Below are 12,449 nucleotides of genomic sequence, written 5' to 3'. Positions count from 1 at the left end.
ATTAAACTAACAACCTACACAATGAATCAGGAAATCTACACGCAACTTGAAGAAATTATCAAACCATATTTACCAGAAGATGTAGACCCTTCTCAAATTCAACCTACGAGCCATCTTGTTGATGATCTTAATATAAACAGCACTCACCTTGTAGACATTGTACTTGATGTAGAAGATGCTTTTGACATCACGATAGAAGAAGATGAGCTGCCTAAAATGGACACCGTAGAACATTCAATCGCGCTTATCGAGTCAAAAACCGCTAGTTAAACATCCGTTAAGCCCTGTTAAAAAGGCCGTTCAGGTTTTAATTTCGTTTTATCTTTTTGGGGTAAAACTTATTTAAAACCATGACAAACGACACTGCGATACAAAAAATCACTCCCACAGATCACGATCTTTTACCACAGATCAAAGAACGCTGGAGTCCCAGAGTTTTTTCAGATAAGGCTGTAGCCAAAGAAACGCTTGAACTTCTTCTAGAAGCTGGAAGATGGGCGCCAAGCTCAAATAATCTTCAACCTTGGGTCATTATTTATGGCATGAAAGGAGATGAAGTTTATGACAGGATCTTTAACTGTTTCGGAGAATTTAATAGATCATGGGCGGGCAATGCGCCTGTTTTAATGTTAGTCGCTTACAACAAACTAGGAAAAGACGGTAAATCTGAAAACTTCCATGCGACTTACGATTGTGGCCAGTTTATGGCGATGTTAACCATACAAGCAGAAAATGAAGGTATTGCTTTGCACCAAATGGCAGGAATAGATCATGAAGCTGCCGACAAAGAATTTAAACTTCCTAAGAATTATCACGTAGCAACCGGTGTTGCCTTAGGATATTATGGCGGTGATCCTTCAGTGTTGCCAGATGATCTTGAAGAACTTGAATTAAAGGTAGAGCGCTCTAGAAAAGAACAAAGCGAATTTGTATTTAACGGAGATTTTAAATCATGAAAAAGCTAATTTTTACTTCAGTTATGATATTGAGTTTGGGTTGCCTTTCGGCGAAAGCCCAACAAGGATTTTTTACAGACCTTAATGAAAGACAAGAAGTCATTGTAGATTCTCTCACAAAGATCTACACGTCAAAATTGGTTCTTACAGGAGATCAAGAAATGTTATTTTCTCAAAAATTAGGTGAGTATTACTTGAAAAAACAAGAGAAAAGAAAAGAGATGAACGGCGTTGCAAAATTAGATGCGCTTAACGAATTAAGCATGCAAGAAAACGGCGAGATGCGCGACATTCTTACAGATGAGCAGTTTGATCTTTATACAAGAATTAAAGCTTCCATTCAACCGCTAGATGTTGTAACTGTAGCAGATAAGAATTAGCAGAACTAATAAGACACTAAAAAAGCCACAATCTTAATAATTGTGGCTTTTTTATTTTGGCTACAGCCAAATAATTATTGCGCTGCAGAGTCTGGCTTATCGATAAATTTCTCGCCATTAGTTTGTCTACTAATATCTGGCTCGTCTTGCATCATATTCTGTTTTAAACCGGCAGAATCTACTTCAAGAAATTCTTGAATTTCTGTAGGATTCTCGATCAGCGTTACTCTCTCGCCCAGTATCACAACTGGATGTACAAACGCCTTAGGATTATGATTTAAAATATTGATGTAATCATTCTCATCATAATCTGAGGTGTCATCTATTTCAAGATTTTCTTCTATCTCATCCATGCTTACAAGCGCTTTAATAGGTTTATTAAGACCATCTGCGATCTCTGCCCATTGCGTGCCTGTAAGTTTCTGCTTACTAATATCTATATCTTGCAAAACCTTGTCATCAAGACCTGCAATTTGCGCGCGGGTTCTTTGACCTACGCGCGTCTCACTGCTATAAATAAGCGTGAGGGTTCTGTTGTCTCTTGCTATACTTTTCATACTCATTGTATTAATGCGCTTTCATTTTGTCTTTGCGCTTTCTCAGTTGGCTATCAAGCTCTTTCACTGTGCTCGCTGCAGACTCATAAAAGTCTTTAGTGCTACTCTCTGCAAAAAGTCTTGGTCCTGGAGCACTAAGTCTAATACCTACTTTTTTACCGGTCTCGTCGCTTGACGTGTTTTCAACTTTAAAAAAGACATCTGCTCTTACAAGAAAGTCGTATTTGTTAACCAGTTTATCCACTTTTTCTTTCACAAACGTTTCTAGCGCTTCGCTAGCGTCAACGTTATGGTATTCAAAATTATAGTTCATTTGTATATTCTGTTTCCTTAAAATTAAGGAATAGCAGAGGTTGAAAAAACGCTTTTAAGTTTTCTTTGGCAGGATAAACACGTTTTTTAAGGAAGCTTTAATCTTCGGTAGAATTCTCGATCTTTTCTGGCTCGTCTTCCTTTGCAGGGAAAACTATTGAAAGAATAATTCCTGCGGCAAGCGAAAGGATTATCACCGCAAGCGATAACCATTCTGGGATTTCCATATTGTGCGCAAGGATCATTTTTACACCCACAAAAGCAAGAATTACCACCAGACTATAATTGATGTATCTAAATTTTGCTAGCATACGCGAAATGACAAAATACATAGATCGCAATCCTAGAATCGCAAGAATATTAGAACTAAAAACAATAAAAGGATCCGAAGTAATAGCAAGTATCGCCGGAATACTGTCTAATGCAAAAAGTACATCTGTAAATTCTATAATAATAAGTGCTACAAAAAGGGGAGTGGCTGCTTTTTTTGCGCCTTGTTTGATGAAGAATTTATCACCATCAGTTTCGGTGGTAACTGGGAAAAGCTTCTTAAGATTCTTAAATATAAAACCATCTTTAGGATCAAAACTATCTTCATCATGCTTGATCATTCTAAAGGCAGTGATCAACAAGAATGCCCCGAAAACATAGGTGATCCAATCAAATTTATGGATAAGCGCAACGCCAAAAACGATCATCAATCCTCTAAAGAGAATTGCTCCAATAATTCCCCAGAAGAGGACTTCATGTTGATATTTTGGTGGAATTTTAAAAGCTGAGAAGATCACAGCGATCACAAAGACGTTGTCTATACTAAGCGATAACTCAATTAAATACCCAGAAATGTACTTGAGTACGGCAGTTTTTGGCGCAAGCCCATCAGGATTTTCTACAAGACCTTCTGTAAAAAGCCAATAGATCACACCACTAAAAGCTAGCGCAACACTTACCCAGATCGCCGTCCAGATACTTGCTTCTTTAGTTTTAATTTCGTGCGCTTTACGGTTAAAAACACCCAGGTCTAAAGCCAGACATAAAATTATAAACGCAATAAAAATTCCCCAAACAAGCATCGTAGTGATTTAGTTTTGCAAAAATAGAATTCCTCTGCGCTGCAAGCATATCACACATTCTAAATTGCTGTTAAATAATTGTGTCAGCATCTATTTCTGCTTAATTTCTCAAAGTTCAAAAAATGCTCCCGGCTAAAATAGACCATAAATACTTGGTAAAATAATAGGGTAGTGCAGAACATTAAAAAATAGCGAGCGCAGGCTTATTGCGCATTGTATTTTCCTGGATCTCCCCAAAGATTAGATTGCTCTTTGGGGGGATTTTATTTTAAAAAATACCTTAAAAATGACAAAAGAGGAAAAAGAAAAAAAACAAGAAGATATTGACAGAGAGATCAAAAGCTCTGATCACAGTGATAAAGACAGTGCAAAAAGTCACGGCGAGATCTTAAAAGAACAATTATGCCAAGGTCAAGAAGTGTATAATAGAAGTAACCGCAGCATTTTATTAAGTTCTATCGCTGCCGGGCTTGAGATAGGTTTTAGTTTCTTGCTCATCTGCAGCGTATACGGATTTTTTAATGGCAAAGTAGAGGAGGAGACCATTTTTAAAATTTCGGCATTTGTGTATCCTGTGGGATTTATCATGGTGATTCTTGGCCAATCAATTTTATTTACAGAGCAAACTTCATTACTCACATTGCCGGTTTTAAACAAAAAACGATCAGTAAGCAGTTTATTAAAGTTATGGGGAATCGTGATCGCGGGAAACTTAGTTGGCGGCTACATTATGGCTTTTGTTGTAAAATGGGTTGGCATGCGCATGGATCTATTTGACGCAACAGCAATAGAAGCCATAGGCCATCATGTTACAGATCATAGCAGTGCGGTGATCTTAGTGAGTTCAATACTTGCGGGATGGTTAATGGCGTTGCTTTCTTGGTTGGTTTCTAGCAGTAAAGAAACGATCAGCAGACTGTTTGTAATTTTATTGATCACTACTGTTATAGGATTTACAGGTTTACATCACAGTATCGTGGGCAATATTGAGGCTTTCGCCGGAATGCTGGTTTCACCAGAAATTCAGTTTGTAGATTATCTTAGATTTCAAAGTACGGCGTTGATAGGTAACGCATTAGGCGCTGTGATCTTTGTGGCAATTCTTAAATACAGAGCTTTTGTGTATAACGTAGATTCTTATTAATCAGCGAGAAAGCTTTGAATTAACGTTAAATGAATGGTAAAAATCTTAATTGATCAATGTGTTTAACAATGAGCGACTAATTTTAAACAAAAAAAGAAACGCTATGGAAACTGAACACAAAAAAACACACGCTGATTTTCAAGATGGTTATAGAAGATCATCAAATTTTAATAACGTGATCAAGAAAGAAGACTTTAATGTAGAAGGCGACGGAGAATTATCTATGAGCGCTGCTGCGAAAAAAGATCAAGAAGAAGATCAACGCATTGAAGATGTAATGAAATCATTAAAAGATAATTAGCAAATTCTAAAAAAATGTTTCATTTTCTGAGAAACCAGTATTAATGAAACATCGTATACATGGCAGTAGTAAATTCTATACTTTTAACTAGTGTAACTGCCTTGACACCCTAAAAACCTAACATTTTGAAACGACCCCTAATTTACGTTTTGATTATACTTATCGTCTGTGCATTTATAATGTTCTACGGTACATAAAAAGAGGAGGATTTTGCGATCTTCTTCTTTTCTTTAATAATTTCTATTTTACATAATATAAATTATAGGGTTAATGTATTCTGTAAAAAATGTACATTTTAACGATGAAGTCAGGCTTCCCATACGATACTGATAATAGTTTTATATTGTTTATTCGGAATACAATATTCCATGAAATCCGAATCTTCTTGATAATCGCCCAATTTAAACCAAGTTGAACGGCTAATTTCTTGAGCCTTTTCCTTTCCTTTATAAATAAAATCATAGTTAGCATCAATATATTCAGCTGCCACAGAATCTTTTGGAGGCGGTAATTTTGTTATATCCTCAACCCAACATTTAAAATCTGAGGATTTTCTCCAATACTTTACAATGCCATCGTTTATAAAAACTACAAATAAAGGATAAACATCTAAAGTGATTAATCTATAAACAATTGATGTCAAGCTAGTTTTAAATCTAAAAGAAAGTTCTTTAAGTAGATTTGGACCAAAATATTTTCCAGTTACAAATTCTTTAAAGATTGTTTCCGGCATTAGCAATTCAGAGGCAAAATCATTCGCTTCAAATTCTTGTATTCCTCTTTTAGCTTGGTTTTCAACATTAAACCAATTTAAGGTATTAGAATTATCTGTATGTAATTCTAATTTGTCATGTAAGAAAAAATGACCTAATTCGTGAGCAATGACAAAACGGATTCTTTCAGGATAAGGAATTGAGGAATTAACCTTTATAATTGTTCTTTTCTTCCCTCTGATAATTTTACCATCTGCATTGTCTAAATATTCAAAAATATAGATTATTCCAAATCCTCTTATCAAATCTTCATTGGTTAATTCTGTGATTTCATCAAAACCGATTTCTTCAAGAATTTCTTTTGCTTTATTCTTTCCTTTATTATTCGTCTTCAAGTAACTCAATGATTTCAATCAAATTTTGGTCTTTTATGATTTCTTTAATTTCATCTTCACTTAATTTGTCAAGTTTGTTGAATTGAAATTCCACTTGATTTCGTTTTATAAGCTGATTTAAATAAGCAATTGGCTTATCAAGTCCTTTTTGAATAGCATCCTGAAAAGATTCTACAGCTTTTTTTAATAAAGCATTGTCTTTCTCTTCATTTATTGAGGCGCGCAGTTTAAATTTTAACTGTTTTATTAATTTATCTTGACGTTTTGAATTAATATCTAAATCAACACCATATTCAGATAAACTTTCGCGAATATCATTGATATCACCAGAAAGATGACTTTCGGTAAATCCCTTGTCAATTATTTCTTTAAGTCTATCCACTTTTCTTGTAGTTTTAGTTGTTTTCTAGACAGTCTTTTAGTTGCAATATTAACTTCTAAAGTTGTAATGTTATTAAGTTCAGCAATCTCTTTGGGTTTAAAATACCCAGAGAGCCAACATTCGAATACAGCCAATTCTAAATCATCAGCTCCTTGTTCTTTTAATGAGTTCAATGTATCTATTGAGATTTCATCAAAGTCTATAACTTGTGGTTCATCCTCTGCTTCCATTTCACTTAATTCGATATAATCATCGACTTCAATTAAATAGATTTCATCATTGTTTTGAATATCATTTTCCTGATAAGAGCTTTTACTTTCATTATTAAGCTTTCTAAAAAAGTTATGCAAATCACTTTTCAAAGAACCAAAAACAAAATTTTCAAAAGACGTTTTATCCTTGTCCCAATTTCTAGTTCCATTACATGATTTAATGAGAACATTATAACAAAAATCTAAATAGTCAAGACCTTTTCTAGCATTTTCAGATTTATTATAAAATCGACCTCGAACATAATGTTCCATCCTATCTAATAGTTCTTTTATATTGATAGAATCTAGGTATTCCAGTATTTCTTTTTTAGTTGCTATAGCCATGCTTCATAAGAATATGCTCATGTAGAACAAAATATTTCCATAAAGATGGCAAAAAAAAATAACTAGTGAGCATATACTATTGAAAGACATGTGAATAACCGGTTTAATGCGGCACAGTCTGAAATTAACAATTTATAAATCCAAAAAATGTCATGGTAGAAAAATTTAAACAAAAACAGTTGTTTCTTGAACCTGGAAAGAGTTCAGGAAAAATCAAAATCGAAAAGCTTTGTGCTTTGATTGAAAGTCATCCTTGTAAAGAAGATATTTATAAGGTTTTTGATATTGAAAAAATTAAAAATAACTACATATCAATTGATTATGTCGATGTAGTATATGATAGAATTTGGTCGTTACTATCCAATTTTAAACGCCATAAAATAATAGCTGAAACTAAAAATATTGATATATACGAAGAAATTGGTGCTGATAATAATGAAACTCAAATAGTTTTTAATTTTGAAGAATATTTAGATATAGATGAAGTAAAAGAAGACTTAAAAGCAATAGCGATTTATGATTCGAAAAATACATTTCTTGACGAATATGTGATGACAAAGTATGCTAATAACTTGTTTAAAATTGGACAACCAGAACTTGCAAATTATAATGTGAAATATTTTAAACAAATGGCAAAAAGTAATGATAGTTATAATAAAGAAAGAAGCTATCGTTTAGTAGATTTTGATGGAACAACTTATGTTCGTGGCATAACTTCTTTGAGATACTATGAATATGGTATTGAATTCACTTTCGTTGTTGGAATATTAAGTCTTTATAAAAACATGCAAAACAATCCTGGTGTTGAATACGAAATTAAAAGTGCAGCAATTAGTGAATCTAAATTAGAAATAATAGCTGCGGAGAAGTTTCCTAAAAAAGCTGACTCCTTTGGTTATATAACTTCAGCTGTTAGAATGACAACAAATGATTTAGGGACAGGCTCTTTAAATTTTAGTAACATAATTAATGTTTTGATAAAAGATTCTACTGGTTTTTATCTAATACCAAAAAAGAACTCAACGGTAGAAAATAGCTCTTTGGTTATAAATCATAATACAAAACCTGATAACGTTTTTGAATCTTTAAAAGGAATGGATGGTATTTTAAATACAACTGATAATTTTATAGAAGAGTTAAAAAGCGTAAAAACAATTAATACGCCAGATGAATTGAGAGTGAAAATACTTTCTAAAATTCAATCGCCAAGAAGCAATTTTAAATTTATTAAAAAACTTTCCGACATATTTAATAGAAAAATAGATAATGAAATAAGCAATTTCAATAAGCTTTTAGAAATGTGTAATAAAGCTGAAGAATTAGATATTGAGTATGATTTAAAAGATAAATTGAGATATATAATTTCAGATATAATTCTTTATGGTATGTCTAGAGATTAAGTTTAATAGAAGAATAGTGTAATTGTGGGATAATTACAATTTCTACAAATTACACTACTCTCCTATTCTTATTTTGTATCAAAGGTATTCTATTCGTCTTATCCCCAACACCCAAAACTCCCTTTGGCTACAGTCATAAAATAAAATCCCTGCTCAAGAAAATCTTAAACAGGGAAATTACCGTTCGTATTTTGATTGATTGAATGATCCTAAGCCTTTTCTATAAGTGCTTCGGGCGCTTTAACTTCTCGTGGTTGTATTTTGAGACCAAATAACGGTCTTAAAATTCTCACTCTGCGTATGACCAACTCATATAACCCAAAGCACACTAAGAATGTAAATAATGTGATGAGTATGAATTCTAAAAATGGATCAATGGCTAATGGTGAAATGATCAACGTCCCAAGATATAAAACCGCCATGTGTATGATATAAACAGGATATGCCGCCTGGCTGAGATAATTAAGGATCTTGCTGGGTTCGTTCAAGAATCTGTAAACAAGACCAAAAACACCCATGATCCAACAAATAGATTCTAAAGACATTAAATATCCCGGCGCTTCTGAGTTGAATTCTACAAAGCGAACGCCAAATAAAATAGCACCAAAAACAAGGTATAACCCACTGAATTTCTTCACAGTGAACCAAAATTCATTACCGCTATATACTAAGATATATCCTAAGAAAAAAGCGATGGCTCCTAAGAAGAATCCGTGCCAGGTCTCAGCATAAATTGAATAGATCTGAGGTTGTACAAGCAAAGCTTCGGCAATAAAGAAAACAGAGATCAGCAAAGGGCCGGCAGGGTTTTTCATCATAATGTTGATCCATTTTTTAAGCCGCTCCCCTTTTCTGTTTTTCAACAAATAAAAGGCTGGCAAAAAGAGTAACACATAAATGAAAATATTCCCTAAAAACCACAAATGACCAGCATGCGGATAATATTGCATGGGCAACCCAAAAAACCGCTGAAAAACAAACATATGAAGGGGTGAAATGGCGATAAAACCAAATACAAAAGGTAATAAAATACGCTTTGTACGCTCTGCAATAAGTTGTTTGTAATTACGCTTACGCATGGCAAAAAACAATCCCATACCTGATACAAAAAATAAAATGGGAATTCGCCAAACGTTAAGTATGGTCATAGGCACCCACAGCGCTGTTAAAGGCTCCTCACTGCGCACAAATCCCACAAACATTGCCCACGGCTGAAAAACGATCGCAATGTGATAAATAAGCAGCAAAGCGATAGCAATTACCCGCAACCAGTCAATATCATGTCTTCTCTCTGTTTTCATAAGTATTGTCTTGATCGATTTATTGTAACATCACAGCGATGGTAGGACGCGTTTTCTCAATACGCGCAAGATCTATTTGCAGACCTACCGGCGCAAGTTGCTGTTTCATCATTTCATACACCGGTTTCATATCTGCAAAATTCGCAGTCACAGTTTCGCGCGGTGTTGCGCCATAATTGTTCTTAACAGTTTTGTCTGCACCGGCTTCAAGAAGCATTTTTGTAGCATCAATACGGCAGAAAAATGCAGCAACATGCAAAGCTGTAGAACCGTCGTTATTTTTGATAGACAAGTCGGCACCGGCATCTATCAAGGCTTTTGCGATGTCTGTTTTATCAAAGGTGATCGCAGTAAGCAAAGGAGTTCCGCCACTTAGTTGATCTTTTTCGTTTAGGTCTGTTCCTGCGGCGATATGCTTTTTTACCGTTGCAAGATCTCCCGCAACAATGGCTGCATTTAAAGGCAGGTCTGGAGCTTTGGTAGTAGTTTTGGCGACAGCCGTATCACCATCATTTTCCTTTTTTTGTTGTCCACATGCGGTTAGGCTTAAAGCCAAAATAAGCAAGATGAATTGAATGTTTTTTACTGATTTAATTTGAAAATTTCTCATGATTTAATAGTTGATGAATTGAACATTAAAATTTGTGAAGCAAAGATTCTACAATGCCTGAAGCAAGGCGTAAAAGCTGTGAAGCGAAGTATATAAAGGATGCACAGTATATGTAACTTATGACGCAAGGGTATAAATTATGATGCAAAAGCTGCATTTTGTCGTCTGATGTTAAGGCTTATCTTTGTTTTAACAATTAGACAAAAACCAACCAAAACTCAATGTCAGACCAACCGCAAAACTTGAAGTTCACTGAGCAAGCAAAGCAAATTGTGCTGGCGCATTTAAGCGATGAGAATTTTGGCGTGGCAGAACTCGCAGATGCGATGCACATGAGCAGGTCTAATTTGTTGCGAAAATGTAAAAAGCAAACGCAGCTTTCTGCGAGTCAATTTATACGCGAGATCAGGCTTGAGCAAGCAAAGCAAATTCTGCAGGATTCTGAGAACACCGTTTCAGAAGTTGCTTATCAGGTGGGTTTTGGGAGCGCATCTTATTTTATAAAATGCTTTCGCGAAAAGTACGGCTTCTCTCCTGGCGAGATCAATAAACACGAAGAACAACAACCAGAACCTGAAACTCCAGCCGAACAAAAAACTGAAGAAGCATCAAAAAGTAAATTACCTTTTATACTTGCTGCAGTTTTTATTGTAGCTATTATAGGAGCCTTTATTTTCTGGCCCACCACTACTCCACCATCTGCAGTTACTGAACATTCAGCACCAGAAAAGTCTATCGCAGTGCTACCTTTTAAAAACGAAAGTAGCGATTCTACCAATCTCTATTTTGTAAACGGACTTATGGAAGCCGCACTGGGCAATCTCCAGAAGATCGAAGATCTGCGTGTCATAAGCCGTACATCTGTAGAAAAGTATCGCAACTCTGGTAAAAACATTAGTGAGATCGCGCAAGAACTGGGTGTTAATTATATCGTAGAAGGCAGCGGACAAAAAGCTGGTAATGAAGTTCTTTTAAACATTCAACTTATTGATGCGTCAACAGACACCCGACTTTGGGGAAATCAATATGCTCATCAGATCGTGGATATTTTTGCATTACAAAACGAAGTTGCAAAGAAGATCGCAGATGCCGTTGAGGCAAAAATAACTCCGGCAGAACTTGAGCAAATCGATAAAAAACCAACCCAAGATCTTGTGGCGTATGATTACTATTTACAAGCGCAAGAACCGTATTTTAGAAGAACTACAGAAGGACTGTTAGAGGCAATTCCGTTATTTAAAAAGGCGATAGAGCAAGACCCAGAATTTGCATTGGTTTATGCAGATCTGGCGATTTCATATTACCATTTAGACCTGTATAAAAAGGAAAAGGAATATACAGATGTGATCAATAACTATGCGGATAAAGCATTGTTATACGATTCAAAATTAGCCGAAAGCCTTATCGCAAAAGCGCTGTATTACATGCACACAGGAGATTATAACCTTGCGGTTCCTCATCTGGAAAAAGCGCTGGAGTACAATCCTAATTCGTCAGATACTGTGCAGTTGTTGGCGCTCTTATACTCAAACTTTCTTCCTGATACGGCACAATATTTAGAATACGCACTTAAAGGACTTCAACTGGATGTTGCGACAGAAAACACCGTTGCCAGAAGCTACATTTATCTCACGCTCAGTAACGCTTTCATTCAGGCGGGTTTTACAGACGAGGCGCTTGAGTATATCAACAAATCACTAGAAGCAAATCCTGAAAATTATTACGCGCCTTACGTCAAAGCCTATATACTTTACACAAAAAACAAAGACCTTGAGGCTACGCTTATTTCGCTTAAAGCGGAATTAAAAAAAGACACATCTCGCCTAGATATTCTGCAAGAAGTTGCGAAACTACATTACTATAAAAAGGAGTACGACAGCGCTTATAAATACTACAGAAGGTTTGATAACATTAGAAAAGAGCGAGGTTTAGACGTGTATCCACAAGAGGATATTAAGATCGCGATCGTATATCAAGATCAAGGTTTTGCGGAAGAATCAAAGCAACTTTTTGACACATACGCCGCCTATTGCGAGGCTGATACTTCTATCTATCAACCGGCGAGTATGGCGGTGAAATATGCGTATGAAGGTGAATTAGATAAAGGTATTGACCAACTGAAAAAATTCGCTAAGCAAGATCACTTTCAATATTGGATCTTATTATTCATGGAGCTAGATCCTGCGTATGAACCACTCCGCAAACACCCAGAGTACGATAAGATCGTTCAAAAAATAGAAGATCGCTTCTGGGCAAACCATAACGAACTCAAAGCTGATCTTGAGGATCAAGGTTTGCTTTAGAAACTTTCTTTGGTGAGTTCTGCGTT

At 35.3% G+C, this 12,449-nt stretch carries 15 protein-coding genes; 7 read left to right on the top strand and 8 right to left on the bottom strand.

Going from position 1 to position 12,449, the window contains the following annotated elements; translation table 11 throughout:
* Positions 1–21 precede the first annotated feature (21 nt).
* The 3 genes from ACZ5L8_RS05310 to ACZ5L8_RS05300 all read left to right on the top strand — a co-directional run bounded on the left by ACZ5L8_RS05310 (position 22) and on the right by ACZ5L8_RS05300 (position 1,336).
* Complete coding sequence (locus ACZ5L8_RS05310) at positions 22–270, top strand: acyl carrier protein (RefSeq protein WP_464440245.1); 249 nt, start codon at positions 22–24, stop codon at positions 268–270.
* An 80-nt stretch (positions 271–350) separates the two neighbouring features.
* On the top strand, positions 351–956 hold the full coding sequence (locus ACZ5L8_RS05305) for a nitroreductase family protein (protein WP_464440244.1): 606 nt from the start codon (positions 351–353) through the stop codon (positions 954–956).
* Positions 953–1,336 (top strand): hypothetical protein, encoded by a 384-nt coding sequence (locus ACZ5L8_RS05300; RefSeq protein WP_464440243.1) that lies wholly within the window; start codon positions 953–955, stop codon positions 1,334–1,336. The genes ACZ5L8_RS05305 and ACZ5L8_RS05300 overlap by 4 nt, the downstream gene beginning before the upstream one ends.
* A 74-nt stretch (positions 1,337–1,410) precedes the next feature.
* Here the strand turns inward: ACZ5L8_RS05300 and ACZ5L8_RS05295 are convergent, their stop codons facing one another.
* From ACZ5L8_RS05295 to ACZ5L8_RS05285, 3 genes are all read right to left on the bottom strand, one after another.
* Positions 1,411–1,893, bottom strand: a complete 483-nt coding sequence (locus tag ACZ5L8_RS05295) for a hypothetical protein (protein WP_464440242.1) — start codon at positions 1,891–1,893, stop codon at positions 1,411–1,413.
* Positions 1,894–1,903: 10 nt separating this feature from the next.
* Positions 1,904–2,206, bottom strand: coding sequence for a ribosome hibernation-promoting factor, HPF/YfiA family (gene hpf / locus ACZ5L8_RS05290; RefSeq protein WP_464440241.1), 303 nt, complete (start codon positions 2,204–2,206; stop codon positions 1,904–1,906).
* A gap of 97 nt (positions 2,207–2,303) precedes the next feature.
* Positions 2,304–3,278: a TerC family protein gene (locus tag ACZ5L8_RS05285; RefSeq protein WP_464440239.1), complete on the bottom strand. Its 975-nt coding sequence runs from the start codon at positions 3,276–3,278 to the stop codon at positions 2,304–2,306.
* 286 nt (positions 3,279–3,564) lie between these two features.
* Between ACZ5L8_RS05285 and ACZ5L8_RS05280 the strand changes: the two genes are divergently transcribed.
* Together ACZ5L8_RS05280 and ACZ5L8_RS05275 are read left to right on the top strand one after the other, a co-directional pair.
* A complete protein-coding gene (locus ACZ5L8_RS05280; protein WP_464440238.1) occupies positions 3,565–4,422 on the top strand; it encodes a formate/nitrite transporter family protein in 858 nt (285 codons plus the stop codon).
* Positions 4,423–4,525: 103 nt separating this feature from the next.
* The gene (locus tag ACZ5L8_RS05275; RefSeq protein ID WP_464440237.1) at positions 4,526–4,723 is read left to right on the top strand and encodes a hypothetical protein; all 198 of its coding nucleotides are present in this window, start codon (positions 4,526–4,528) and stop codon (positions 4,721–4,723) included.
* A 307-nt stretch (positions 4,724–5,030) separates the two neighbouring features.
* Here ACZ5L8_RS05275 and ACZ5L8_RS05270 read toward each other — a convergent pair whose 3' ends face one another.
* From ACZ5L8_RS05270 to ACZ5L8_RS05260, 3 genes are read right to left on the bottom strand one after another with little or no spacing between them, the layout of a single operon-like run.
* A complete protein-coding gene (locus ACZ5L8_RS05270; RefSeq protein ID WP_464440236.1) occupies positions 5,031–5,831 on the bottom strand; it encodes an ImmA/IrrE family metallo-endopeptidase in 801 nt (266 codons plus the stop codon).
* Positions 5,818–6,213: a hypothetical protein gene (locus tag ACZ5L8_RS05265; RefSeq protein WP_464440235.1), complete on the bottom strand. Its 396-nt coding sequence runs from the start codon at positions 6,211–6,213 to the stop codon at positions 5,818–5,820. Before ACZ5L8_RS05265 ends, ACZ5L8_RS05270 begins: the two co-directional genes overlap by 14 nt.
* Positions 6,192–6,809 (bottom strand): hypothetical protein, encoded by a 618-nt coding sequence (locus tag ACZ5L8_RS05260; RefSeq protein WP_464440234.1) that lies wholly within the window; start codon positions 6,807–6,809, stop codon positions 6,192–6,194. Before ACZ5L8_RS05260 ends, ACZ5L8_RS05265 begins: the two co-directional genes overlap by 22 nt.
* 152 nt (positions 6,810–6,961) lie before the next feature.
* Here ACZ5L8_RS05260 and ACZ5L8_RS05255 point away from each other — a divergent pair, with 152 nt between their 5' ends.
* Positions 6,962–8,209, top strand: a complete 1,248-nt coding sequence (locus ACZ5L8_RS05255) for a hypothetical protein (protein ID WP_464440233.1) — start codon at positions 6,962–6,964, stop codon at positions 8,207–8,209.
* A gap of 209 nt (positions 8,210–8,418) precedes the next feature.
* Here the strand turns inward: ACZ5L8_RS05255 and ACZ5L8_RS05250 are convergent, their stop codons facing one another.
* Positions 8,419–9,510, bottom strand: coding sequence for an acyltransferase (locus ACZ5L8_RS05250; protein ID WP_464440232.1), 1,092 nt, complete (start codon positions 9,508–9,510; stop codon positions 8,419–8,421).
* A gap of 19 nt (positions 9,511–9,529) precedes the next feature.
* A complete protein-coding gene (locus ACZ5L8_RS05245; RefSeq protein ID WP_464440230.1) occupies positions 9,530–10,120 on the bottom strand; it encodes an ankyrin repeat domain-containing protein in 591 nt (196 codons plus the stop codon).
* 221 nt (positions 10,121–10,341) lie between these two features.
* Here ACZ5L8_RS05245 and ACZ5L8_RS05240 point away from each other — a divergent pair, with 221 nt between their 5' ends.
* The gene (locus ACZ5L8_RS05240) at positions 10,342–12,423 is read left to right on the top strand and encodes a helix-turn-helix domain-containing protein (RefSeq protein WP_464440229.1); all 2,082 of its coding nucleotides are present in this window, start codon (positions 10,342–10,344) and stop codon (positions 12,421–12,423) included.
* Positions 12,424–12,449 lie beyond the last annotated feature (26 nt).

It is taken from the genome of Leeuwenhoekiella obamensis (assembly GCF_055391795.1).
Note: the sequence above shows the minus strand (reverse complement) of the source record. Positions and strands in the feature narration are given on the sequence as shown.

Bases quoted from the DNA above. Each gene is read 5' to 3' on its own strand.
- ACZ5L8_RS05310 (WP_464440245.1), top strand. From the start codon at position 22: ATGAATCAGGAAATCTACACGCAACTTGAAGAAATTATCAAACCATAT.
- ACZ5L8_RS05305 (WP_464440244.1), top strand. From the start codon at position 351: ATGACAAACGACACTGCGATACAAAAAATCACTCCCACAGATCACGAT.
- ACZ5L8_RS05300 (WP_464440243.1), top strand. From the start codon at position 953: ATGAAAAAGCTAATTTTTACTTCAGTTATGATATTGAGTTTGGGTTGC.
- ACZ5L8_RS05295 (WP_464440242.1), bottom strand. From the start codon at position 1,893: ATGAAAAGTATAGCAAGAGACAACAGAACCCTCACGCTTATTTATAGC.
- hpf (WP_464440241.1), bottom strand. From the start codon at position 2,206: ATGAACTATAATTTTGAATACCATAACGTTGACGCTAGCGAAGCGCTA.
- ACZ5L8_RS05285 (WP_464440239.1), bottom strand. From the start codon at position 3,278: ATGCTTGTTTGGGGAATTTTTATTGCGTTTATAATTTTATGTCTGGCT.
- ACZ5L8_RS05280 (WP_464440238.1), top strand. From the start codon at position 3,565: ATGACAAAAGAGGAAAAAGAAAAAAAACAAGAAGATATTGACAGAGAG.
- ACZ5L8_RS05275 (WP_464440237.1), top strand. From the start codon at position 4,526: ATGGAAACTGAACACAAAAAAACACACGCTGATTTTCAAGATGGTTAT.
- ACZ5L8_RS05260 (WP_464440234.1), bottom strand. From the start codon at position 6,809: ATGGCTATAGCAACTAAAAAAGAAATACTGGAATACCTAGATTCTATC.
- ACZ5L8_RS05255 (WP_464440233.1), top strand. From the start codon at position 6,962: ATGGTAGAAAAATTTAAACAAAAACAGTTGTTTCTTGAACCTGGAAAG.
- ACZ5L8_RS05250 (WP_464440232.1), bottom strand. From the start codon at position 9,510: ATGAAAACAGAGAGAAGACATGATATTGACTGGTTGCGGGTAATTGCT.
- ACZ5L8_RS05245 (WP_464440230.1), bottom strand. From the start codon at position 10,120: ATGAGAAATTTTCAAATTAAATCAGTAAAAAACATTCAATTCATCTTG.
- ACZ5L8_RS05240 (WP_464440229.1), top strand. From the start codon at position 10,342: ATGTCAGACCAACCGCAAAACTTGAAGTTCACTGAGCAAGCAAAGCAA.